Source organism: Pseudarthrobacter sp. AG30, assembly GCF_003116525.1.
Lineage (GTDB): Bacteria > Actinomycetota > Actinomycetes > Actinomycetales > Micrococcaceae > Arthrobacter.
In genome coordinates this window covers 30,630-54,509 of sequence record NZ_QEHL01000012.1, presented here as the reverse complement: position 1 = coordinate 54,509, position 23,880 = coordinate 30,630, and the positions used below count along the sequence as shown (strand labels likewise).

At 62.7% G+C, this 23,880-nt stretch carries 23 protein-coding genes; 9 read left to right on the top strand and 14 right to left on the bottom strand.

Features of this window, described 5'->3' with window-relative positions; all coding sequences use genetic code 11:
- Positions 1-35 precede the first annotated feature (35 nt).
- Entirely contained in the window at positions 36-968 is a 933-nt protein-coding gene (locus DC347_RS11015; protein WP_240617766.1) for a carbohydrate ABC transporter permease, read from the top strand.
- Positions 965-1,825, top strand: coding sequence for a carbohydrate ABC transporter permease (locus tag DC347_RS11010; protein WP_109045459.1), 861 nt, complete (start codon positions 965-967; stop codon positions 1,823-1,825). The genes DC347_RS11015 and DC347_RS11010 overlap by 4 nt, the downstream gene beginning before the upstream one ends.
- Before the next feature lie 799 nt (positions 1,826-2,624).
- On the opposite strand, the gene DC347_RS22175 is transcribed toward DC347_RS11010, so the two are convergent.
- The 9 genes from DC347_RS22175 to DC347_RS10965 all read right to left on the bottom strand — a co-directional run bounded on the left by DC347_RS22175 (position 2,625) and on the right by DC347_RS10965 (position 10,899).
- Positions 2,625-3,077, bottom strand: coding sequence for a VOC family protein (locus tag DC347_RS22175; protein ID WP_109045458.1), 453 nt, complete (start codon positions 3,075-3,077; stop codon positions 2,625-2,627).
- Positions 3,078-3,209: 132 nt separating this feature from the next.
- Entirely contained in the window at positions 3,210-3,959 is a 750-nt protein-coding gene (locus DC347_RS11000; protein WP_109045457.1) for an SDR family NAD(P)-dependent oxidoreductase, read from the bottom strand.
- A gap of 114 nt (positions 3,960-4,073) precedes the next feature.
- On the bottom strand, positions 4,074-5,042 hold the full coding sequence (locus DC347_RS10995; RefSeq protein ID WP_240617788.1) for a Gfo/Idh/MocA family protein: 969 nt from the start codon (positions 5,040-5,042) through the stop codon (positions 4,074-4,076).
- 167 nt (positions 5,043-5,209) lie between these two features.
- Positions 5,210-6,397 (bottom strand): MFS transporter, encoded by a 1,188-nt coding sequence (locus DC347_RS10990; protein ID WP_240617787.1) that lies wholly within the window; start codon positions 6,395-6,397, stop codon positions 5,210-5,212.
- Between the two features lie 124 nt (positions 6,398-6,521).
- Positions 6,522-7,514: a Gfo/Idh/MocA family protein gene (locus DC347_RS10985; protein ID WP_109045456.1), complete on the bottom strand. Its 993-nt coding sequence runs from the start codon at positions 7,512-7,514 to the stop codon at positions 6,522-6,524.
- A complete protein-coding gene (locus DC347_RS10980; RefSeq protein ID WP_109045455.1) occupies positions 7,514-8,413 on the bottom strand; it encodes a sugar phosphate isomerase/epimerase in 900 nt (299 codons plus the stop codon). The genes DC347_RS10985 and DC347_RS10980 overlap by 1 nt, the downstream gene beginning before the upstream one ends.
- Positions 8,414-8,415: 2 nt before the next feature.
- Complete coding sequence (locus DC347_RS10975; protein WP_240617765.1) at positions 8,416-8,994, bottom strand: VOC family protein; 579 nt, start codon at positions 8,992-8,994, stop codon at positions 8,416-8,418.
- On the bottom strand, positions 8,991-9,986 hold the full coding sequence (locus DC347_RS10970; RefSeq protein ID WP_109045454.1) for a LacI family DNA-binding transcriptional regulator: 996 nt from the start codon (positions 9,984-9,986) through the stop codon (positions 8,991-8,993). Before DC347_RS10970 ends, DC347_RS10975 begins: the two co-directional genes overlap by 4 nt.
- Complete coding sequence (locus tag DC347_RS10965; RefSeq protein WP_109045453.1) at positions 9,979-10,899, bottom strand: Gfo/Idh/MocA family protein; 921 nt, start codon at positions 10,897-10,899, stop codon at positions 9,979-9,981. Before DC347_RS10965 ends, DC347_RS10970 begins: the two co-directional genes overlap by 8 nt.
- A 213-nt stretch (positions 10,900-11,112) precedes the next feature.
- On the opposite strand from DC347_RS10965, the gene DC347_RS10960 reads away from it, so the two are divergent.
- From DC347_RS10960 to DC347_RS10935, 6 genes are all read left to right on the top strand, one after another.
- On the top strand, positions 11,113-11,760 hold the full coding sequence (locus tag DC347_RS10960) for a bifunctional 4-hydroxy-2-oxoglutarate aldolase/2-dehydro-3-deoxy-phosphogluconate aldolase (RefSeq protein ID WP_109045452.1): 648 nt from the start codon (positions 11,113-11,115) through the stop codon (positions 11,758-11,760).
- The gene (locus tag DC347_RS10955; RefSeq protein WP_109045451.1) at positions 11,757-12,308 is read left to right on the top strand and encodes an ATP-binding protein; all 552 of its coding nucleotides are present in this window, start codon (positions 11,757-11,759) and stop codon (positions 12,306-12,308) included. The genes DC347_RS10960 and DC347_RS10955 overlap by 4 nt, the downstream gene beginning before the upstream one ends.
- Before the next feature lie 355 nt (positions 12,309-12,663).
- On the top strand, positions 12,664-14,073 hold the full coding sequence (locus DC347_RS10950) for an MFS transporter (protein WP_109045450.1): 1,410 nt from the start codon (positions 12,664-12,666) through the stop codon (positions 14,071-14,073).
- Between the two features lie 154 nt (positions 14,074-14,227).
- Positions 14,228-15,049, top strand: coding sequence for a sugar phosphate isomerase/epimerase (locus tag DC347_RS10945; RefSeq protein ID WP_206073921.1), 822 nt, complete (start codon positions 14,228-14,230; stop codon positions 15,047-15,049).
- A gap of 157 nt (positions 15,050-15,206) precedes the next feature.
- A complete protein-coding gene (locus tag DC347_RS10940; RefSeq protein ID WP_368665751.1) occupies positions 15,207-16,007 on the top strand; it encodes an SDR family NAD(P)-dependent oxidoreductase in 801 nt (266 codons plus the stop codon).
- A gap of 447 nt (positions 16,008-16,454) precedes the next feature.
- Positions 16,455-17,273 (top strand): DeoR/GlpR family DNA-binding transcription regulator, encoded by an 819-nt coding sequence (locus DC347_RS10935; protein ID WP_206073920.1) that lies wholly within the window; start codon positions 16,455-16,457, stop codon positions 17,271-17,273.
- A 217-nt stretch (positions 17,274-17,490) separates the two neighbouring features.
- On the opposite strand, the gene DC347_RS10930 is transcribed toward DC347_RS10935, so the two are convergent.
- Positions 17,491-18,531: an LLM class flavin-dependent oxidoreductase gene (locus tag DC347_RS10930; RefSeq protein WP_109045447.1), complete on the bottom strand. Its 1,041-nt coding sequence runs from the start codon at positions 18,529-18,531 to the stop codon at positions 17,491-17,493.
- A 143-nt stretch (positions 18,532-18,674) separates the two neighbouring features.
- Here DC347_RS10930 and DC347_RS10925 point away from each other — a divergent pair, with 143 nt between their 5' ends.
- The gene (locus DC347_RS10925) at positions 18,675-19,637 is read left to right on the top strand and encodes an alpha/beta fold hydrolase (RefSeq protein WP_109045446.1); all 963 of its coding nucleotides are present in this window, start codon (positions 18,675-18,677) and stop codon (positions 19,635-19,637) included.
- A gap of 106 nt (positions 19,638-19,743) precedes the next feature.
- Here the strand turns inward: DC347_RS10925 and DC347_RS10920 are convergent, their stop codons facing one another.
- The 4 genes from DC347_RS10920 to DC347_RS10905 form a co-directional block, all read right to left on the bottom strand.
- The gene (locus DC347_RS10920) at positions 19,744-20,316 is read right to left on the bottom strand and encodes an SRPBCC family protein (RefSeq protein ID WP_109045445.1); all 573 of its coding nucleotides are present in this window, start codon (positions 20,314-20,316) and stop codon (positions 19,744-19,746) included.
- A gap of 81 nt (positions 20,317-20,397) precedes the next feature.
- Positions 20,398-21,864, bottom strand: a complete 1,467-nt coding sequence (locus tag DC347_RS10915) for a polysaccharide deacetylase family protein (protein ID WP_240617764.1) — start codon at positions 21,862-21,864, stop codon at positions 20,398-20,400.
- Between the two features lie 116 nt (positions 21,865-21,980).
- Positions 21,981-22,907: an intradiol ring-cleavage dioxygenase gene (locus tag DC347_RS10910; RefSeq protein ID WP_109045739.1), complete on the bottom strand. Its 927-nt coding sequence runs from the start codon at positions 22,905-22,907 to the stop codon at positions 21,981-21,983.
- Between the two features lie 333 nt (positions 22,908-23,240).
- The gene (locus DC347_RS10905; RefSeq protein ID WP_109045443.1) at positions 23,241-23,876 is read right to left on the bottom strand and encodes a GntR family transcriptional regulator; all 636 of its coding nucleotides are present in this window, start codon (positions 23,874-23,876) and stop codon (positions 23,241-23,243) included.
- Between the last annotated feature and the right edge of the window lie 4 nt (positions 23,877-23,880).

The window sequence follows — 23,880 nt, the reverse complement described above, 5'->3', positions numbered from 1 at the left end:
CTGAGACATCAGGCTCCCCTCGGAAGGGACAGATAATGTCAACAAAAAGCCCCACCCGCAGCACACACAGGACCGGAGCTGCGCCCTCAGCCACCCAGGCTTTCCGCCGGGTCCGAAGGGACCGCATGGTCTGGCTCTACGTCGTCCCAGTCAGCACCATCTTCCTCTTTGTTTTTGTAGGGCCGCTCATCTACACAGTATGGACCGCCCTCCACGAGACGACTTACTACCAGATCGGTAAATTCTCGGGTCTCAACTCCTTTGTCCGACTATTCGCGGACGCCGACCTGCCCAGCAGCATCCGGACAACCCTGGTGTTCTCGCTGGGGGCCTTGGTTATCGCCCTGCCGGCGGGGCTGTTGTCTGCGATCGTGCTCAACAACCTTCACCGCTTCAAACGCTCCGTCCGAAGCCTCTTTTTGTTGCCCTGGCTGATGTCACAGGCCACTGCAGGAACAATCTGGCTGTGGTTCCTCAACCCCAACTACGGTCCAGCATCAGCCATTACCAAATCCCTCGGATTCGGTCCCACTGATGTCTTCTCGTCCCCGACCAGCGCCCTTGTTGCCGTAACCCTAATGACGGCCTGGTGGTCCTATCCGCAGGCAATGCTCCTCTTCCTGGGCGCCCTCCAAACGATTCCGGAAGAGCTCCGCGAAAGCCTCAAGGTCGATGGCGGCGGCATCTGGCACGCATTCGTGAACATCACCCTCCCCTACCTGCGCAACACGATTGTCTCCGTCGTAGTCGTTCTTCTCATGCTCTACGTACAGATGGTCACCATCATCCTGGTCACCACAAGAGGAGGTCCGATCGGCTCCACGGAGACGCTGTCCATGCGGGTCTACAACCAAATGTTCGACAAGTTCGACCTCTCCGGAGCCTCAGCCACGGCCATCCTGCTTTTTGCAGTCAACATCGTCCTGACACTCGTCGCCATTCGCTTCCGACGGAAGGAAAGCCTGTGAGCACCACCGCCCCGCGCCGACAGCGACCCGTCACCGCCGTCATCAAGGCCGTTCCGGCCTGGGCGTACATCATCCTCTCAGCGGCGGTCGTGCTGCCGCCCGTTGCGTGGATCGTATCCACATCGCTGAAAACCGCCTCGGACACCCTGGAGTTCCCGCCAAGGTGGATCCCGGACCCCTTCTCATCCGAGGGCTACGTTGGTCTGCTGACATCGACCAACATCCGCTTCTTCGTCAACTCGCTCATCTATGCCGGCGGCTCCATCGTGCTTGCCCTGGCCATCTGTATCCCGGCCGCTTATGTTGCCACGAGGTACCGGAGCCGGCGCATGGAAACCCTGATGACCGGGATACTGGTGCTGTCCATGGTCCCGGCGATCGTGGTCTTCATCGCGCTGTATTCCATGTTCGTCAAGACCGCCCTGATCAACACCTACCCCATGATGATCATCGTCTACACGGCCATTATCTGTGGACAGACCATCCTGTTCCTGCGCAACTTCATCGAGAACATCCCCGTTGAAATCGAGGAAGCGGCGGCAATTGATGGCTGCTCCCGGATACAGATCCTATGGCGCATCATCCTCCCGCTCATCCGTCCCGGCATCGCTGCCGTAGCCATCTTCATCTTCGTATTCGTGTGGAACGACTTCCTTGTCGGCACCGTCCTCGCCACGACGGAAGACATGAAGACCGTGCAGAACGGCATCGTGCGATATATAACCACTGGCTTCGGTAGCTTCTGGGGACTCTTTGCCGCATTCATCGTCGTTGCCTTCATCCCCGTGCTCTCCATCTTCCTGGCTTTTCAGCGCTGGTTCGTAGCCGGCATGACATCCGGTGGCGTCAAGGGCTAGCCGCCACAACAGTTCAGCCACCAGCAACAAGGGCCCCGTGACCGTATTTGATTGACGCTCACGGGGCCCACATGCGCTCAAGAGCTGCACGTGCCATGAGAGGGCATCCGGTTCGCCAAGTGCGTTCTCGGACCTGACACCTACAGAAAGGCTTTCCTCCGTCCGTCCTTGTCCGAATGAACTGCCGACGTGCCGACGGCTCATCCAAGACTTGTGGCCAAAGACAGTGGTGCCATGAACGTTGCCAGCGAACTGCCTGGAGACAATATCCGATGCGCCGGTGCTGGAAGCCCGGAGCCAACCCGGCAGACAAATGGTTGCGGCGCTCCCCCCACTTCTGAACCAGCGGCCGAATGCCGGATCTGCCAGGGACGTGGTTTCCGGTCTGCTCTCCCGCGTTAGGGGCGCCAGCCTCAGCCGCCAGTCCGTTCAGGGCAGAGCTGACGATTCTCGATTCTGCGGGAGCCGGCCGTGTCTCGTCGCTTTGGCTGGCGGCCGCTGTTGCAGAGCGACGATCATGGCGGATTCTGGCTGTCATTGGAGACCTTCGCCGGACAGGCAAGCTCTCGAGCGTGAGACCTGGTCCGGCTACTGCCGGGGAAACAAGCTTTGAGGGCACTGATGCTCCACGCCGGCGTCGTACGCAGGTTAAATGCAGCGTGGGCGGGCATGATACCCACCCACACTCCATCCAGAAGACTTAGACCAAAATGCGTTCTACCGGAATTTTGGCCGGACGCGCCCTGTATCTTGTCCCGAAACGATAAGGACTGACTAGGCACGACCTTCAGCGAGTGGCCTATGAGTCCTCGCCCGGCCGCCAGTCTGGCGGCTGAATCAGCTCCACACGGTTTCCGTCAGGATCGAGGAGGTAAACCAGCCACCCTCCCGCAATAGGGCCTGAGGTTGGGGCAATGGGTTCGGATACCGCGCTGTAACCAAGCGCTGTCATTCTTGCGTAAACCTGTCGCACATCGATATCCGTAAAGGCCACGTGAGCCGTCCCAGGCTGCGCCTCAGAGGGATCGACGGCTGGCAGTAGCGGCTCTGCGTGGGCGAGTTCCAGCCGAAAGGACCCGTCACTGGTAGCTAGAAGTATGGCTCTGACCTTGACGTTGGGACGGCCGTAAAGATCTCCGACGTATGGCCCCGAGGTCCAGGCATCCAAACGTGTCAGTCCAAGGCCATCCACGTAGAATCGCTCGCTGCGGTCCATATCGGTAACGTGCAGCGCGGTGTGATGATGTTGCATTGGGTTTCTCCTTAGTAGAGCAAGCTCTCCCCCAGTTGCTGAATTGCTTCTCAGGAGGGGGTAGCCCTGAAGCCTTGATGGTGGGTCGCTGCGACATTAGGCACAGCGGCACGAAAAGACCTGGCGGGTTTTTTAGGTTCCGATTCCCAGATGCGCTCCGCCTGCCACGTCGAGAGACACTCCGGTGATGTAGCGGTTGTCGGGGTCAGAAAGGAACAGGATGGCCCGGGCAATTTCATCGGCCTCGGCGAACCGGCGCATCGGCAGTTGCGCTGCCCTCTTCGCCCGGTTGGCTGCTGCGTCGGGTCCGGAGTCCCGCGCAAATTGCGCCCACATGGGGGTGTTGACCGGCCCTGGTGCGATCGCGTTCACTGAAATACCGTTGGGTCCAAGCAGTTCGGCGAAGGACCACATGATGTGGAGGACCGCAAGCTTGCTCGCGTTGTAGGGCAGGTAATTGAGGCGCGCTTCTTTGGCCGCAACCGAGGACAGGACCACGATGGCGCCGGCTGTGCCGGTCTCAATCATCGATTTGGCGGTCTCCCGGACCAGCGTGAAGGTACCGGTGGCATTGATCCTCAGGATGGAGTCGAACTCTTCGGACGTTGTTTCCATGATGTCCGGGGTGGGGCCAAGCACTCCTGCTGCATGCACAAGGACATCGATCCCACCGTGTTTGGCTTGGATTTCCTGTATGACCGTTGCGCATTGTTGTTCCGAGGTGATGTCGAGGGAGTAAAACGACTCCAAGGACTGGTCCTCTTTTGGGGACCGGTCGGCGCCGACGACGATGGCTCCCGCGGCTATGAATGCCGTGACTGCAGCGGCACCGATCCCTCCACTTGACCCCGTTACCAAAACCACCTGTTCTTTGAGGCTCATCGGCTCGCTCCGCTCTGCGCGAAGCCTGACTGCAGTGCTCCTGTGGTCGGAGCGTGAGGTGCATGCTTCATGTTCGTTTTCCTTAGTTGAAGTTGCTCGGCCGGTGTAGATAGTTCAGGTTTCATCGGTGCTAAGGGGTTGGCACCTTCCGGGCTTCGAAGGCCGCGCCTTTCGGATTGCATCGGCGATTTGCGTTGCTCGGAGCGCCTGGGCGAAAGTGACCGCGGGCATTCCACCCGCGCAGAATCTCAGGGCCGCTTCTGCCTGACGCAAGAAGAGGTCGGATGGTTCAAAATCTTGCTCGTGTTGGCTACCGTCGCGGTCCCAGAAGCGAAGGGAATCGTTGGACCACAACATCCTGCCGTCAGTGGCCAGAACATCGATGGTGAGGCTCCAATCTCCCTGATTGAGCCCTTGGGGTTCCTGCCAGGGAGACCAATAGCTCTGCAAGCTGAACACCGGTCCACGGGGAAATTCGAGAATGGACAGAACGTGTTCTGGTACTGCAGACCCGTAAAGGCTGCTGCTCGCGCTGGCGGCCAGGACATCCGGATCACCCTCGAACCACGAAGAGACCAGTTCTATGGCGTGGATCCCGTTTACCACGGCAACGCCGCCCTCTTTCGGATCAGAACGCCATAAGTCAATGTTGTCCTTATGGGCGACCGAACGAACATTTACAGCGATCACGTCGTTGTCTCGTACCCACTGTGAGAGGATTTCGACGGCGGGATGCTGGTGGAGTGTGTACCCAACCATGAGCCGTTCGTTTACTCCCGAAGCGGTAGCCAAGACGGCCGCACCTTCGGCATCCGCCGCAACCGGCTTTTCCGTCAGCACCCGAATTCCCCTGTTCAGCAGATCAGCGCAGATGGCGGGTTGCAAAGTAGTGGGCAGTGCCACGACGGCCAGGTCCAGGTCATCGGAAGGGAGCTCCTGAACGGTGGGCACCACCTGGGCTCCCAGTTCCGGAGCCAACAGGGCGGCCCGCTCGTCTTTCTCCACAAGGTGGGTGACACTGGCACCCGCCTTGGCGAATGCTCTGGCATGCCGAGATCCTGCCCATCCGGCCGCGCCGACCACTGCCACCCGCAGGGGCCGTGCCGACCGCGTCACGATGCTGGCCCCACGACAATTAGGGCAACGGTGCAAAGGGTGTGCATGAAGTCTCTCCTTCGAGTTAATTTCAAGAAATCGATGGGATTGGTTACGGACATTCGTGGCGCAGTACTCCATGTCTTCATGTGCCGTTATGGACCTTGTCCTTTCAGTGCCTGCCGCGGGACCGGCGTGTGATTTTCAAGCATCCGTGCCTTGTTGACCATGATGGCTCCCGTCACCAGCACCAAAAGCCAGGCACCGAGCATGGCGAACGAGGGCAGCCAGCCCTCCCCTGGACGGTGCAGGAGCCCGAACATGAATGGTCCGGTGCTTGCCAGGGCGTAGCCAGTTCCCTGGGCAAAGGCAGACAAGCTCCCGGAGCCGGATTGCGTTCGAGTTCGCATATTGATCATGGCGAACGCAAAGGAATAGGCACCTTGGCCCAGCCCCGCAATGATGACCCAAACCGCTGCGGTAGCTGGTGGAGCGAAGATGATGCCTCCGTAACCTATGGCGAAGGCGGCGACAAATAGGACGGCCACAGGCAGCGGGCGGGACATTCTTTGAACCACCACGGGCACAATCAGAGCGAATGGTAAGGCCAGGATTGAATAGACCGCCAGCATGGATCCAGCAGTTTCCTGTCTCATTCCTCTATCGACGAGGACAGCCGGGAGCCAAGTGAGCGCCGCGAAAGTATTGCTGGAAAATCCGGCGAATATCAAAGCCATGCCCCATCCGATTGATGATTTCCAAGGCCTGACAGCGTTCGCCCGGGACGGCAGTCCATCCTTGGTTGGAGGGGTTCCGGCGCGCCCAACCGCTCGTTTGACGCCAAGAAGGCTCAGCCATGGGATCGTGGCCACCGCGCTGAGGGAAGCCCAGATACCAATGGAGAATCGCCAGCCATAAAGAGTGCCCAGAGGTATGGCCAATTGGGCGGCCACAGCCGTGCTGACCCCCAGGAGAGTGACATGGAGCGCTCCGACCATCCCGATCCTGTCGGGAAAATACTTCATCAGGAGAGGCGGCGCGACGACATTGCCCAGACCAATCCCGAGCATGGCGACACACGTGAAGACCAAGAATGTCAGGACGCCCCCCACTGCGCGGCCGAGCTGCCCCAATGTTGTTAGCAGGAGGGCAACCAGCAGGAGGTGTTCCAGGCGCATGCGCCGCAGGAGCGGCAGCGCAAGGAAGCCCATCACTGCGAAGCTGGCGGTCGGCAGCATCCCGAGGATCCCTGTGGTCAGGGCGTCGAAGGGAAGGTCCGCGCCTATTTGACGTAAAAGCGGGGACGCCGCCGAGACCGCTTCCCTGGCGCTGAAGGCAACCAGCAGGATGCCAACAAGCGCGGTGAAACGCCCCCGAAGCGGCCGCTTCCCCGCTCCCCTGGCTTTTGGCGCACTCTGACGCAGACGAAGGAGAGCGATGTTGGCACCTCCATGTGTCCGTCGGAATTTAGCTTGCGTTGACTGCGTGGCTTGCCCATTCGCGCCCGGTTTGCTCCTCTGTGGGCAGTCCGGCGGCGGCGAGGATCTGGTCCAGCAGGCGCTGGGTGCGTACAGCTTCGCGGCCGGAAGTAAGGGGCTGAGCCCTGTCTGCGACCCGGTCCAGGAAGTGATGAACGGCGGCAGAAAATCCGAGGGTGTCGGTGGCGGTAGCCCAGCCATATGCTTCGGCGCTCAGTTCCCGTGACGTGGTGATGCCGCTGATGGTGGTGGAGACCGTTTCCGGCGCTCTGACTTCGACGGTCTTTCCGTCCCCGTAGGCGTCCAGTTTCTCATTCCACGCTCCCGCTGTGCGGGCTGCCATCAGGACACCGGTATTTCCGGTGCTGAAGCGGATGGTTGCGGCGAGGCCGTCTTCTTCCCAGGGGTCCTCGCCCGCGGCGTGGGCGGCCACATCCACGGGCTCACCGCCGCAGTACCAGCGGAGGAGATCCACCATATGGATCGCGTTCTCGAATGTCGCACGATATTCAGAACCCGGGCGGTTCTTCTGGGCGACGCAGAAGGTGGCACCTTTGTCACCGAAAACTTCCCGGCCGGCCGTATAGACGGGCGCGTACCGGCGGTTGAAATCAACCATCAGTATTCGCCCCCGCTCGTCAGCGAGATCGGCCAGACGTTCTGCCTCATCGGTTGCCGGGGCAAGCGGCTTCTCGCAGAACACGTCGACATCACGGCTGAGGCACAGCTGCACGGCGTGGGCGTGCTCGGAGCGTGGCGTCAGGACGAAGACTGCATCCAATTCCTGCGCGGCCAGCATGTCCTCTGGCGTCCTGTAGGCGGCGTTGAAGCCCCAGCGCCGGACCAGGTTGCTGGGGTCCTCGCGCCGGGACACAAGCGCGGCCAGTTCGACGTCGTTGCGTTGCACTAGGGTGGGCAATTGGGCGATGCTAGCGATGTTGCCGGCGCCGATGACGCCGACGCGGAGGCGGTTGTTGGTCATCATACATTCCTTACTTCGGCCAGCTCAGTGAGCATAGAGCGCAGGACGGTGGCGGATTGGCGGAATCCGTCCTCGGGTACGGGGAGATCCTGGGGGTGCCAGCGGTACTCGAGCTCGATGCTCAGCACGTCGTCGTAGCCGTGACGGAGCAACGCACCCAGGACTTGGGACCACGGTACGACGCCGCTTCCGACGACGCGGGAGCGGACGGCGCGTTCGGAGGCGTTGACCCGGGCTGTTTCGGTCGCGCGGAAGGCCGCATTGGGGTCCGTGAAGATGAGGTCTTTGACGTGGACGTGGCCGATCAGGTCCCCTTGAACTGCGAAGGCTTGTTCGTAGTTTTCGTCGTGTGTGAAGGTCAGGTTCGCCTGGTCATACAGGACGCGGACCGATGGTTGGGCAATTTCCCGGACCAGCGCGGCGGTGTCTGCAGCGGTCTGTGTCATGGTGCCGAAGTGGTTTTCCACGCAAAGGCTTACACCGGCCTGGTCCGCTTCCGGGGCAAGGGTTTCCAATGCTTTTCGCAGTTGTGCCCACCGTGCCGCGTGGTCGGTGTCTCCGGGGTGCCAGGATCCGGCGTAAACACGGACCCGGTCAGCGCCCAGCAGGTGAGCGGTCTCGATGGCGCCGCGGAATTCATCGACTGCAGTGCGCCATTCCGTGCCGTCCAGGGAGTTGATGGCGGTCGTGTAGGGCGTCAGACCTACGATGGGTATCCCGGTGTTTTCGGCGGCCTTGAGGGCCTCCATCGCGGCTTGCCGGTCGCCCAGTGGCAATCCGGATTTGTAGTCATTCTGATAGATGACTTCGGCGGCGTCGAGCCCTGCGGCCCGGAATAGATCAAGTGCCTGGGGAACCGTGTGGTCCGGGGTGCCTAGCGTGTGACCGGCAAGCCGCATGTTCATGTCCTTTCTGAAGTGTTTGGGGATGCTGCCCAGTCCGCGGGACCGACCAGCCGGGGCGGGGCTGCGACGCGGGACCGATCCACGATTTCCATCAGCAATCCCCACGGGGTGATGAAGTAGGTCCAACGATTGCCCGCTACCCGGGGGCTGTCGCCGGCGACTTCTTTGCGCTCACCGAGCACACGCACCCCAGGTATGTCCCGCAGCACTGCGATCGCTTCATCGACGTCGTCCACGACGAAGCACAGGTGGTGACCGCCGGCGTCGCAGTGTCGCGGCGGCGTCGTACGCCGCTCAGTGCTGCTCCATTCGAAGAGCTCGATGTTGAGGTTAGGCGGCAGGCGCAACATGGCTAGCGTGAGCTTGGCATCTGCCGGGACTTCGAAGTTTGTCGGCATGAAGTCTTCATCGGGCCCGCGTTCGGAGCGGTAGAGCTCTTCGGCTCCAAGGACGTCGATGAAGAAGCGGATACCTTCCTCAAGGTTGGGGACGGTCAGGCCAACGTGGTCCGTGTGCTGGAGCCCGGGCAAACGCCGGAGCGTCGACTCCTGCGCCCCGCTCATTGGCGCGGTCATGCTCGTGGTCCTGAGGTGGAGGCACGGACCAGGAGCTCCGGTTCGAGGACGATGTGGTCCACGGAGCCGTCCGCGTTCTGCTTCTCAGCCAGTTCGATGGCAATGTGTCCCATATCGGCGATGGGCTGCCGGATCGTGGTCAGGGCCGGGTTAAACCGGGCACCCAGGGCCAGGCCGTCGAAACCGATGACCGACACGTCCTCCGGCACCCGCACACCGCTTCGGCCGAGGGCCGAGATGACCGCAAAGGCCACCATGTCATTGGCCGCGATGATGGCCGTTGGGGGGTTGTCCATCGCGAGGTAATGTTCTGCCCCACGTGTGCCCGCATCGAGGTCCGATCCGCTGTCCAGCACGACAGGTGCGCTGCCGCTCTCGGCAGACAGCTCCAAATAGGCGTCCATACGGTCCTGGGCGGTGTGCGTGCCGGCGATGCCGGAGACGTAGCCGATCGAGGTGTGCCCCAAAGAATGCAGGTGATCCAAGGCCAGCATGATGCCGCGGCGGCTGTCGACGGTTACCGTTGGGACGGCGTCGTCCCCTTCCACACGGTCGATCACGACGACCTTGTGGCCGAAGTCGAAGCGTTTGAGGGCCTCCGTATCGACCTTCGTGGACGGTGCGACGATACCGAAGGGGGCATACATGGCCTGCATGGCGGTGAAGTAGCCGTCGGTCTTGGCCGGGTCGCCGTTGGTGACGCAGAGCAGCAGCTGGTAGCCGCGCTCGTCCGCCGCTTGCGTCATTGTCTTGGCAAGTTCTGCAAAGAACGGGTTGGTGATGTCAGGGACGATCAGCGGGATGAAGGTACTGGTTTTCCGGCGGAGCGCCTGGGCGAGTGGGCTCATCGTGTAGCCGAGTCCCTCGGCGACGCGAAGGATGTGCTCGCGTGTTTCACGCTTTACGGCTTCGGGGCGCGAGAATGCACGGGACACCGTTGACCGGTGAACACCGGCAGCTTTTGCAACGACGTCGATACTCAAATCAGGCATGTTCTCTTCCTCCGTGCTGGTTGTCATAGGCCCGCCAAATGGGGCGCATGACGTTTTCGAGCTGGGCCAGCGTAGTCAGGCCCCGGAATCCATCTTCCAGCGTTCGGGCGACGCTCCGCACGAAGGGATCGTAGAGAGGGTCGCTGTCCACGTTGATCTTGTCGACCTCGGTGGTGCCGTCCACCGCGGTGAAGGTAGCCGAACCGTCGGAGTCCACTGTCGCGAATCCTGCCTCGCCGACCGAGGTGAAGCTGCAGTAACGCTTCAGTGGGGAGTTGGGGAAGGCGTAGCCAACTTCGACGATTGCTTCGCGTCCTTCCGGTGTGGTGATGATGAGGCTGGCGTGATCCTCGACGCTCTGGTGGTGAAGAGCCGATGAGAGTCGGGAATCCACGTGGGTTTCTGTCTCACCTGTGCCCCTGAGGAACATGTCGATAAAATGCGGTCCCAGATTTGCCAGGCAGCCTCCGCCCGCCTTGACCGGGTCGAGCATCCAGGGATTGGCATTGCCGAGATACCGGTCCGGTGGGCCGGCAATAAACGACGCTCTTTGGTAGGTGGGCCGGCCGGCCTTGGCAAGCCATTGCTCTGTGGGTCCGCCGCGCTGAACCAGCGGGACGGTGGCAGGCACGCCAGCTGCCTCTGCGGCCTGACGCACGACAGAAAGCCCGTCCAGGGAAGTGCCCAACGGCTTTTCCACGACGAACGGAATGCCGCGCTGGATCAGGGCAAGACACTTTTCGGCCATACCGTCGTGGGGGCCGAAGACATAGGCGAGTCCGACGTCGGGCAGATCCACCAGCTTCCGCCAGTCTGCTTCAACCGGGGCACCCCATGCTTTCGCCAGGTCCTGCACCTGCACGCGGGATACATCGTCGTCACCGACTCCGACCATGTCGTGCTCTTCGGCCATTGCTGGCGCGCATAACGGAACATGCCAATGGGAAGCACCAAGAATGATTGTGCGTACTTTAGTCAACCGCAATACCCCCTTGTATGAGATCGGTTGCTGAGATCGGTTGCAATAACAGTATGGATGGTGGGAAAGTTTGTCAACGAACACTTCAACTGCGGCCCGCCAGCGGTGGAGGAAATTTCACTAGCCCGGGCCGGAAGAAAGGCAAGCATGTACAAGAAACTTCGCACCCTGCAGACCATCAATGAATCCGGGGCCGTCCTGATCGTCCGCCTCGAAAACGCTGAGGTGGCAGAACAAGTTGCGGAAGCAGCCATCGCCGGAGGCTTCCGGGCCCTGGAAATCACCCTGTCCATTCCCGGCGCCGTTGAGGTGATCCGCCGGCTCTCGGCCAAACATGGAGCCAACGGAGTTGCGATTGGCGCCGGAACGGTGCTGGACGAGCATTCGGCCTACGAATGCATCCGCGCCGGAGCGGAATTTTTGGTCAGCCCCCAATTGAACCCGGACATGATCCGGACCGCGAACCGGTACCAGGTACCGACCGTCAGCGGGGCTTACACGCCGACCGAGCTTGTTAATTCCGCGGAGGCGGGCGCCGACATCCTCAAGCTCTTTCCCACCGAGGCAGGCGGCATTCCCTACGCCAAATCAATCCTCGCCCCGCTCGCCCACCTGCCGATCATGCCGGCAGGCGGCGTGACTGTTCAGAACGTAGGCGAATGGTTCGCGGCCGGCGTGGCCGGTGTCGGCGTCGGCAGTTACGTGACCAAAGCATGGCAGCAAGATGGCGACTTCAACCGCGTCACCAATGCAGCCAAGGAGTTCCTGTCGGCAGTGGCAGAGGCCCGCCGATGACGGTCCCCAGCGTCTTCGTTGTTATTGGCCCGGCCGGCTCAGGCAAAACGACTGTCGCCCAAAAAACAGCAAGAGAAAACAACGCCGCATACCTCGACAAGGACCGGGTCTGCGGACGCTTTGTCGAGTTCGCCCTGAAGGCAACCGGGCACGACCCCGCCGACCGTGAATCCAACGACTACTACCGCGAGAACCTGCTCCCCCTCGAGTACGACACCCTCATGGACGTGGCCAGCGCCAACCTGCGCCTCGGCCGCTCCGTGGTGCTCGATGCCCCTTTCGGCGCCTACTTCGACGTACCGGACTTCCTGACGCAAGCGGCAGAAAAATTTCATTGGCCACCATCCGAAACCACGGTGGTCCGGGTAAGAGTCCCACAGGACCTTCTGCGGGAACGGCTCACCCGCCGCGGCCTGGAGCGGGACCAATGGAAGCTTGCCCACTGGGACGAGTACTGGTCCGTCTACGGCAGCATGGAATGCGCATGGTCCGGGGTGCGGTACCAGGACTTCAACAACGAAACACCGCTTCCTGCAGAAGGATATTGACTGAGCCGGTTGCCCAACTCGGTAGAGCCGGTTCTGGGCGTATCGTTTACGCAACTCGCCGCACGGATAGGCCGTGCCCGCCACTGAACTGACTGGCGGCAGGCGTCTGCCTCCACTGTACGAATCGGATCGCTCGTAGGCGGGGCCAGCAATGCCGGAAGCTGAGACGCGGCTCACAAGGAGACGTTGACAAGCTCCTTTTGTCGCCCGTAGGGTTGTTGCAACCGATCTCAGCAACCGATCTCACTGGTCCTGGTGATCTTAGAGACCCGGCGGTAACAGCAACTGCAAAAGGCATGAATTGCCCGGCATTCCGTTACCCCTACTCAACAAACGTGAAAATATGGAGAGTTCAATGAAGACCTCAAAGGAAGCGCTCGACAGCCCAGGCCCTTCGGCAGTGCGCGAGGAGCCCCGCCGCCACATCAACATGGTCGCAGGGACCATCGGCCACTTCGTCGAGTGGTATGACTGGTACATCTACGGCCTGCTCGCGGCAGTATTCTCAACACAGATTTTCCCCAGCGACTCCCCATTCGCATCCCTGGTCGCAGCCCTGTTGACCTATGCCGTCGGGTTTGTCGTACGCCCGCTCAGCGGAATCATCATCTCCCCCCTGGCCGACCGCTTCGGACGCCGGCTCGTCCTGACGCTCTCCATCTCCGGAATGGCGCTCGGCGCGCTGATCATCGGCCTCACACCGTCATTTGCAACCATCGGCTATGCGGCACCAATTCTCTTCCTGGTTGCCCGGATCCTTCAGGGGATCTCTGCCGGCAGTGAGGCGCAGAGCGCAATCGCGTTCATGGTCGAACACGCTCCCGCAAACCGAAGGGGCCTGTTCGGTTCGTTCTCCAACATGGCCAGTGGCCTCGCGACCCTGGCGGCGACCGGCGCCGCCGCAATCGTCACATCATCCTTCACGCCTGCTGACCTCGCCGCATGGGGGTGGCGCATCCCGTTCATCGCAGGCGGCATCCTCGGCGTCGTCGGCCTGATCTTGAGGGCACGTGCGGAGGAGACCCCCGAATTTGAGGCTGGCGCCCTCGTCGATCAAAAGTCCGCTGCGGCCCGCCTGTGGGACCTGCTTCGCGAACACCCGAAGGCTTTGCTCCAGGCGGCGGCTCTCTCCGCCCCGGCCGTGGCGTACTATACCTGGGCCACATTCCTTCCCACCTACGCCAAGTTGACCTCCGGTCGGGACCTGTCCTCCACCCTGGCCGGCAGCGTTATCGGGCTGGCCTTGCTCGTAGTCATCGTTCCGGTCTGTGGTGCTCTCTCTGATCGACTCGGCCGGCGCAAAATCTTCCCCATCATCGGCGCCATCGGCATGATCGTTCTCTTCTACCCCTTGCTCCTGCTGCTGAACCAGCCGGGCTTTGGCGTATACGTTCTGGTATCGGCGTCCGGGTGGGTGGTTCTGGGTATCTGGCAGTCGATCTACCCGACCATCCAGGCCGAACTGTTCCCGGCATCAGTCCGAGTATCCGGTATTGGCTTCGCACATCAGATCGTGATTGCCGTCTTCGGCGGTACCGCGCCGCTGGTCGCCGCCGCCTTCGTCGGTGCCGGACAGCCGATGCTCGTCGCGGTCTACATGATTGTCATCGTCGCCCTCTGCCTCGTCGTCTACTTCACGTTGCCCGAGACCGGTACCCGCGGTGACCGAGCCACCGTGGCGCTGGCTGACCCTGAGGTCCTTGAAGGCGAACACCTGGTTGCCAGCACTTCCCCAGCCACCCAACAGCCAAAGCGTTCCCTGTAGGCACGTGGGTACCAGGGGGCGCGGGCGGCTCGACAAGGCAAGAAGGCATACCTGCCAAAGGCCGTCGGGCCACCTGGCCCGCGCTTATACGATCCCTTCCCAGGATCCAATCTCCTGGCGCGCTAAATAGGCAAAGAGCAGAAAGATGTCTTCAATGAACCAAATGATTATTAATACGTTTTCCTACCTATGGTCGGCTACGGCCATCGATGCCATAGCTGAACTGGTCGACAGTGGGTACAAAACCTTCGAAGTTCCCATCAGCTCCCCGCATTGCTGGCCCGATGAAATATCCGTCCAGGAACGTTCGGCAAGTCGCGCAAGGCTCGACGAATACGGTGCGACCATCAGGTCACTGAACGCCGGCGGATACGACATCAACCTGGCCAGCCCCGGCGCCAACATGCGTCGTAAGAGCATCGATCACATCAAACAGGTGATCGAGCTGGCCGAAGCATGGAGTGTCACTGACGTGGTGATATCCCCCGGCACAAGACGCCCAATGATTTCGCCCTCACTCGAACAGACGTACGGGTGGATGTACGAAAGCCTGGAGGCGCTCATCCCACTGGCCAAGCAGGCCGGCGCACGCTTGCTCTTTGAAAACACTCCCTACTGCTTCACTCCTACCATCGAGGACCTGGCAGGCGTCGTGAGCACTATCAACGACGAAGCAGTCAAAATCGTGTACGACGTCGCGAACGCTGCCTACATCGGAGAAGATCCCGTACAGGGCCTGCGCTCCCACCACGAATCGATCGGACTTGTGCACATCTCGGATACGGGCACGGACACGTGGGGCCATGATCCCATCGGCACCGGAGTGATCGACTGGAAGGAACTGGGCAATGCCGTAAGAGACACTTGCGGCGTCAACAACGTAGTCCTTGAGATCATCCGCGAAGAGAACCCGGTACAGGAATTCAACAAGGCGATGCAGGACCTTGAGAATCAAGGCTGGGATCTGGGACATTAGCCGAGCGCTCAAGGTATGTAACCCCCACGCAAGCTAAGACACGGGGTATCCGATCGGCGCGGGTTAACCTCCAAAACAAACCCGCTTCACCGCCCCCCTGGCAGCTATAACCGCGGGCAGTCGAAACGATTTCTATTGGAATCACTAGTAAAAGGAAATGTGTGCAATGAGAGCTTTGGTGACTGGTGGAAGCAGCGGCATAGGCGCCGCTACCTGCGTGAGAATCGCAGAGGCGGCTCTGGCCCGGGGTGTGCACCCCATGATTGCCGTAGGTGGACACGAACCGAACAGCAGCCAAGACCAAATCGTTCGTTCAATCCAGTCCATGGGCGGCACTGCCATCGCGCTGGCGGGTGATTTGGGTGACCCCGACGTGCCAGAGCAACTGGTTAAGGCTGCTGTAGCTGAGTTCGGCGGCCTGGACGCCTTGGTGGCAAACGCAGGAATCGCTAACCCGGGTGCCATCTGTGACCTGTCCCTTGAGGACTGGGACAACATGTTCTCCGTTAACCTACGCGGCGCCTGGCTTCTTGCCAAAGCAAGCTACCCGCACCTAAAGCAGAGCCACGGCGCCGCCTGTTTTACCTCCTCCATGTCCGGCCAACTACCGCACGCCGGATCAGGCGCCTACAGCCCCAGCAAGGCTGCCTTGACGATGCTGGCCCAAACACTCGCACTGGAATGGGCACCTGACGGAATCCGTGCAAACGTCGTATCCCCGGGCATGACGCACACCAGGATGACCGAAAAAATGTATGAAGATCCCCAAATCAAAAAGGCTAGGGAAGACATCATCCCGCTGGCACGAATCGGCGACCCCATGGAGATAGCCAATGTCATCGAATTCCTGATAAGCCCGCTATCCAGTTACGTCACCGGCCAAGACATCTGCGTCGATGGCGGATTCTCAAAATCCATTCTTAGCCACATCCCCGGTCGACCCAGCTCCAAATCCTAACGACCGGTCTGTGCAGGCCAATTGGAAAGCGACGTAGGCACTCGTACAACAACGGCAGCGCGCCACCGCATCGCTCCCCCGCCGACGCCGGACGACAGCAAATAACTTTGCCCGACAGCAGGGGACAGCGCCGTTGCGCTCGGCGGCGCCGCCCCCTGCTGGAGGTCCCGTCGTCCGCACCGGCTCGACGGTGCGGACGCCCGTCCCGCACCGCCAGCGAATGCAGACGGCGCGAGGCTCCTCTGTCCCCCGAATGTTCCCGTCCTAGCGCCCCGGGTGGCCAGCCCCGTCGAACCTAGAGCGAGCCTGATAATGCGGGGAGTGTCCCGGATCACCGGGTCTCGGGTGATCAGTGCTATTGGTTAGGGAGTTGTTTGTCGCTGCCGACGGGTTGGAAAGGCCGAAGCGGCCCTCGCGTAGGCGAGCGTGCGCAAAAAGGATCCCGACTTGAATCAAACAGCTAGACCTCTCATCCCGGAGCAACGCCATCAGGAAATTTTGAGGCTCCTGCAGCGAGAGGGCGTGCTCAGCATCCGCAGCCTCACCGACTACATGAACGTTTCCCATATGACGGTTCGGCGCGATATCACGGCTCTGGAAGACACGGGACAAGTCGTCTCCGTACAGGGCGGAGTCCGTCTGGCGAAACGGACAGGCCAGACTTCTCTCAAGGGACGGGAGCTGAAAGCACGTCGCGAACTGCCCCGCAAACAAGCCATAGCCGAACTGGCTGCGCAGTTCGTCGAGGACGACATGGTGGTCTTCCTGGACTCGGGGACCACCTGCCAGTCCCTGGTACCCCACCTCGGCCCACGCAGGAATCTCACGGTCGTCACTAACAACTTTTACGTAGTGAACGGCCTCTTCACCCACCCCCACATCGAGGTCATCCACACCGGGGGTGCCGTAGACCCAAACAGCGGTTCCAGCGAGGGACGCCTTGCAGCCGACGCAATCAAAAGCGTCAATATCGACCGGTCCTTTCTCAGCACCGAAACCTGGGACATATCCCGAGGCGTCACAAGCTCGTCGATGGACAAAGTTGAAGTCAAACTCGCCACCCTGCAGGCCTCCACCTCCTGTTTCCTACTGGCAGACAGCACAAAGTTTGGAACGATCTCGAAATTCCGTGTCGCTGCGATCGACCAACTAGACGCGGTCGTCACAGACGAACAACTTTCCCACCACATGCAGGAGAACATCCGGGACCGAGGTGTTGCGGTCTATGTGGCCGCACTCCGCAAGCGCACCTCTACTGGATTCTGATCCGTCGAAAAAGGCCGTCTATATAGGGCACACCCCAACCTGACGTCAGATTCCGGATGAGATATGCGTCAGAATAGGGCCTATAAGGGGCCAATAGCACAGGTACGACGAACTGTCTTAGACCTAATCTGACAGTTCTCCTTTGACGGACTTATGGCATCGGTCCGCCGCCGTTAACTGGCACCCGCGGTCATGCGGTCCTTTGCTAGGGCTCTTGCTACCCGGCTTTTCCCGGAGCCCAGCCCAAAGCCGGCCCGAGCTTCCCCGCCATGTCCCTCAGGATCTGCACGTTGTCCTCGTGGTCAAAGCTAAACGGCAATGCGAACGCCACCTCATCCACCTCCCGGAACCCGGCGTGGGCGTACAGCTGCTCGGCTATCTTCTCGCTGCTGCCAATGAGATCAGCAGCGAACATCATCCCCCGTGGCCCCTGCGGAGCAGCAGTGCGCGGCGTGCGTTCGTCAGCGTACCGCTGGTACTTCTCCCGCTGGGCCGCAGTCGCCGAGTCAGTCGGGATCACCACCAGGCCCTGCGAGACCCGGGCGCCAGCATGCCCGGCAGCATCAGCCGCTTCACGGAACGCCCGGATCTGTGACTGCTGGACCAAAGCGAAGTCAGGCTCCTGGTCCTTGTCGGGGAAGATCACGCTGCTGGAGAGCAGGTTGAACCCACTCGAACCTGCCCACACCGCTGACTTCGTACTCCCGGCCCCGTACCACAGCCGGTCCCGCAAACCAGGCGAATGCGGCTCCACCCGGTTGGAGAACTCCTCCACCACCCCTTGCTTGCCCGAGAACTCCCGCACCGGCTCCCCCGCCACCAAGCGCGCAAACCGCTCCACCCGGGCGTAGCTGAAGTCCTCCACGTCCGCGGTGTCCGGGTACAACTCATGCTTCACCGTGTCATACTGCATCGGCTCCCCCACACTCACCCCGGGGTTGATGCGTCCCCCGGCGAGTAGATCAACGGTGGCCAAATCCTCCGCCAGGCGCAGCGGGTTCTCCCAGCCCAGCGGCGTCACGGCAGTGCCCAGCTCAATCCGCGAGGTGCGCTGGCTCGCCGCGGCCATCACCGCTACGGGGGAAGAGATCCCGAACTGCAGATGCCGGTGGCGCAGCCAGGCACTGTCGAACCCCAGCTGCTCGCCCAACTCGATGATCTGCAACGTGGACTCGTGGCCCGCAGCCGGATTGGCCGGATCAAACAAACCAATGGTCAGAAACCCCAGCTTGCGCAGGGGACGGTCGGGATGCGGCATCGGCTTCCTTCCGGAGCAGGCTACGTGGCTGGTTTCAGACTAGGCGGCAGGTCCTCACATAAACGAACAATCATTGACGCACATGACGGCAATGTGGTTAGGCTCACCACGGGCAGGCGACGGCGCCGCCACAGGAGGAATACATGTCACTGCAGGAAATCGAATTCACGTCCGCAAACGGCCGCGACACCATCCAGGCCTGGGTCTACGAACCCATCGGCCAACCCAAGGCAATCGTGCAGCTGATCCACGGGCTCGGCGAGCACTCCCGCCGCTACCTCCACCTCATCTCCACCCTGGTGGACGCCGGATTCATCGTGGTGGCAGGTGACCACGCCGGGCACGGCCGCACCGCCATGCAGCAGGGCACCTGGGGCGACGCCGGCGAGGACGCCGCCAAGGTGGTGGTCGCGGACGAGGTCACCCTCCAGGCCAAAGCCAGGGAAGCACTCCCCCAGCTTCCCTACGTGGTGTTCGGCCACAGCTGGGGCTCCATGATCGCGCGCGGCATGGCAGTGGACCCACAGGCTCAGCTGTCCGGCCTGATCCTCTGCGGAATCGCCGCCCAAATGAGCGGCATCGAAACAACGATCAACCGGCCGGAACTGGCGCGGCTTGCCGCCGGCGCCGGCGCAGCGGACGCCGCACCGCAGGACCTCGTGGGCCAGCTGTTCGACGGCTTCCTAGGCCGCTTCGGCGACAATCCCGGCCCCACGGCCTGGGTGGCGCTGGACGCCGACGTGGTGGCCGACCACGCCAGGGACCCCTTCAACAACTTCGGCGCACCCCTGAGCGCCCGGTTCCTGCAAGGCTTCGTTGACCTCTACGACCACGTCAATTCCGACGACTGGTACAAACAGCTCCCCGCGGACCTCCCCGTCCTCATCCTCGCCGGCGACCAGGACCCCGTGACCAACTACGGCGAAGGCGCCTACCACGTGGCCAACCGCCTCACCGATTCGGGCCACGCGGACGTCCGCACCCGCGTCTTCCCCGGCGTCCGGCACGAGGTGCACAACGAACCCACCACCCGCGCCGAAACCGAGCGCGAAACGGTCGAATTCATCCAGCGCGTCACCCAGCGGCAGGATTCCCCAGCCCCGTAGGCAGCAGGCTGGCCGTCCCGGAGGAAAGCACCCCTGCGGAAAGGTACGACGACGGCACCCGCCCCGCCGCCGTCGTCGAACCTTCCAGCCAAGGCAGTCCGGTACGTCAGGCCTGCCGTGCCTTCCCCGGCCAGCGGGGCAGCCGTGAAAAGGTGGGCCCCGCGGGCGCCGGAATCTTGGCAGGGTCGGCGCCCGGCCGCCGTCGCCGCAGCTCCAACGCCAGCGCCTCTTGCCCACGCGCCATCGCCCACCGGTGGTTCGCGGCAAAGGCCGGCTTGAGCAGCCAACTCAGCCGCCGCAGCAGCGGTTTCGCGGCACTGACCCGCCACTCATAGGAGACCACCGTTTCGGGCCCGTCCTGCTCAAAAGTCCAGCGGCCGGCGCCGTTAAGGTCGCCCCGAGCCGAGATGGCGAATCCGTGTTCCGTGACGGGCTCGGTGACGGTGAGCTGCCACGTGAGCGTGTACGGCAGCCAGCCTTTGGTGTGTAGGTAGAACGCCTTCCCGGTACCGTCCGGGTTGCCCGGATCCAGCTGCTCAACAGTCAGATACACCGACGGCCACCAGCGGGGAAGCGTGCCGGCATCGCCCAGGATGTCCGTGACCTCCCGCGGGGTTCCTGCCACCCGCCAGACAGTCAGGAATTCGTAGTCAGTGCTGCTGGTCGAAGTGCCGGCCATAGGTGCCTCCACGGCGAGGATGAATAGGCGGCCCACAGTACTCACGCCGCTGTTTGCGGTCAACGGGTGGCTGTAAACCGCCTACTGGCGCACGGGCCGGGACCTGTACACATGGCCCGGGACCAAGGGCGTTCCCTCGAAGAGCTGCGGGACGGACACCAGCTGGTAGCCCTGGGCCTGCAGGGTGGACATCAGCTCCTGTTGCCCGGCGATCGTCGTCGGCTGGACGTCATGCATGAGCACCACCGCGCCGGGCGTGATCTCCTTGAGCACTTTGGGCACGAACACTGCCGGGTTCTTGCTCTGCCAGTCCAGTGAGTCCACGGCCCAGATGATGAGCGGCTTGCCCACAGCGCCCTGCACCGCGGCATCTGCCGCGCCGTAGGGCGGCCGCATCATGGCCGGGGTGGAGCCGGTCGCGGCCAGGATGGCGGCGTCCGTACGCTCCATCTCCTTCTTGACTGCGGGGATGGGCAGCTTGGTCAGGTAAGGGTGGCTGAACGTGTGGTTGCCGATCGCGAAGCCGGCGTCCGCCACCTGCTTCGCGGTTGCCGGGTTGGCGGCCGTATTGGACCCGGTCATGAAGAACGTGGCCTGGGCCTTCCGCTCTGCCAGGATGGCCAAAAGCTGCGGCGTGGTGCGGGCGTCCGGCCCGTCGTCGTACGTCAAGGCGGCGCACGGGACGATGTCGCAGTTCACGTGCCTGGCTGCCGGTGCTGTCGCGGGACGCGGGACGGCGGCGGCGTTCAGCTGCCCCAGGACCTGCCGGCCGTAGTCGCTGAGCACCGCGCCGGCATCGGCGGCGTTCATGGTCAAGGTCACGTTGCCCCCGGGGTTTCCCGGAACCTCCGCGGACACCGCCAGCTCCCCGGACGGTTTCAGGACCAGGTCGCCTACCGGGATGTCCTGCCGGACGGGGGTGGCGATCTGCGCTGGAACGCCCACCATGCGCGACTGGATGCCCGGAACCGCCTCCGGCCGCACCAGCTCCGCGCCGCCACGGACAGCCCCGGAAACCGTGTCAACATAGACGGTTTCGGATCGCTCTGAGGCGGTCCCGCCCGTCCCGGACGTCCTCACTTTTTGGCGGACAACTATCACTGTTCCCGCAGCCTGAACGGGCGCCGCGGACGCCGTCAGCTCCTGGCCCGTGGGCTGCTGTGCGTTCAGCGCCATCGCGGGCCGGTACCGGCCGCCCGCCGGGGCAGCGGCATCGAGGAGTCCCAGCAGCCAGGAGTCAACGTGCGTGTTCAACCCCGGCACCCCGTCAACGTAGGTCCAGGACGCATGCACGTGGTGCTCCCCCACGCGGGCCGTCAAGGCCATCCCGTATCCGCCCGGCACCTGTACCGGCCCGTCCAGCGCATCAGAGAGCGGCTGGGGCAACGCCACGGTCTCCGGTTGGCTGGAAACCCGTTCGTGGGGGTGCAACGCCGGGTACGGCGCACCGGCCATGCTGTCACCACTGCAGACGAGAGCCGCTACGCAAATCGCCGCCAGGAGGACATGCAGGCAGGCGGCAGCTACGCTCCCGCGGGTGCGCCCCATCCCCAGCCCCATCGATCCGCACGCTCCTCAGGTGTTGACCCTTCGATTGTCCCTTACTGAAGAGCCCGGATGGTGAAACCCGGGGGGCGTTGCCTGGAACCGGGGGTGCTGGCGCGCTAGATGGTCACGTTGAGCCCCGCCGTGTAGCCGGCCGCCGCCGAGCCGGTCATGGTCGCCAGCTGGTAGATGCCGCCGTCGTCACCGAACACGTTGTCCGACTGCAGGGTGGTGCGGGTCATGTTGGTGACGCTCTTTTCGTATCCGGGGGTGGCATAGACGTCGTCGCAGGCCGCCTTGGGCAGGGCGATCTGGGAGACGGCCAGCACCTGTCCGGCAGAGGTGGCATTGTTCATGGACTCGAAGACCTCAAAGTGGATGTGCGGCCAGCGCCCGGAGTAGGCGGCCGGAAAAATGGACGTAAAGGTGACCTGCCCGTTGGCGTCCGCTTCCTGCACGCCGCGGAGGTAGTTCTCGTTCTTCAGGCTGGAGTCGTACATCGAGTACTTCCCGTCCCGGTCACAGTGCCAGGCGTACACCGCGGCGCCGGCCATCGGGGTGCAGCCGTTGGCGTTGTCCAGCAGGGTGAGCGTGAACGTCAGAGGCACACCCTCCGCCGTCGCTGACGCGCTGCCGAAGCTTGAGGTGATGTCCCGGCGCACCACGCCGGAGGCTTCCAGGACGTTCGGCCCGTTGGAGCCGTCGCCTGGGTAGGGGCCCGCGGTTTCCTCCGGAATCTCCACCCCGCATTCGGCGATGGCCCGCGTCAGCGTTGGCGTGGCGGCGGCGGCAGCGGAGCCCGTGGATGCTGCGGCGGAACCTGAGGACGCCGCCGAAGAAGTGGCTGACGACGTAGCCGACGACGTGGACCCCGTGGTTCCGGCAGGGGTGCAGGCGGCGAGCGCGGCGGCCGCCCCGCCCGCACCCAGGAACAGCCCCAGGGTGCGGCGGCTCATCAGTGTGGTCAGATCGAACTCCAGCCCGCGGTCATGGTTGGGATGGGGCTGGTCGACGTCGGGCTGATCGGGTGTGCGTGAAGTGGTCATGGTCCAAGGAAACCGCATGCGGCTATGCCGGGGGCTGGTGGTATCTGTGCCCTTGCTGTGCGTCCTGGCAGGCTTCATGCTGCCGGAGCCTGCCCCACGGAAGGCTCGACGACGGCACCCACCCCGCCGCCGTCGTCGTCCGTTCCAGCAAAAGCAGCCCGGCGCACGAGGCGCCGGAAAAAGCGAGGCGGGGCAGGCCCTTGGGAGCCTGCCCCGCCTCTTTGCACCGGCTGATGACCTGCGCCCGACTTTCGGGTTTCCTGTTGCGATGGAGTATGCAGGAACATCTGCCGGCGGGTCTTTGTGCGGAACGCCCGCGGCCGTCGGTGCGGCCTAGAGCGTCCTTGGATCTTCGGCGTACATCTTCAACCTGATGTTCAAGGCGTCGGACATGTGGCGGGCCGCGATCTCCCCGGCGAGGGCGGAATTGCCGTCCCCTATGGCGGCCAGCAGGTCGGCGTAATCCGCCAGCACCACCGGCCACCGCCCCGGGTAGGTCAGGGTGGTGAGCGTGTACCGGCGGACCTGTTGGTCCAGGCGTTCCAGCAGTCCGATCAGCGACGGGCTGTGGGTGGCGCGCCACAGCTGGGTGTGGAAGGCGCGGTTGGTTTCCGCGAGCGTCCGGCCGTCGCTGGGGTCCAGCTGCTGCATCTGCGTCAGCAGCCCCGTGAGCAGCTGCCGGTCCAGGGCGGTTGCCTTGACGGCGGCCTTGGCCGCGGCGGCCTGCTCCAGGATGATCCTCGACTCGTAGATGTCGATGATTTCCTCGGCTGAATGCGTTCGGACCACCACCGCCTTGCCGCGCCGTTCCACCAGTCCGTCCTGTTCCAGCCGCTGCAGCGCCTCCCGCACCGGTGTCCGGGAGGCCCCGTACCGCTCGGTGAGCTTGGCCTCCGTGAGCGGCTCGTCAGGCGCAAAGACGCTTGCGAGGACATCCTCGCGAAGCCGCTGGTGGATGGGAATGGCCACTTTT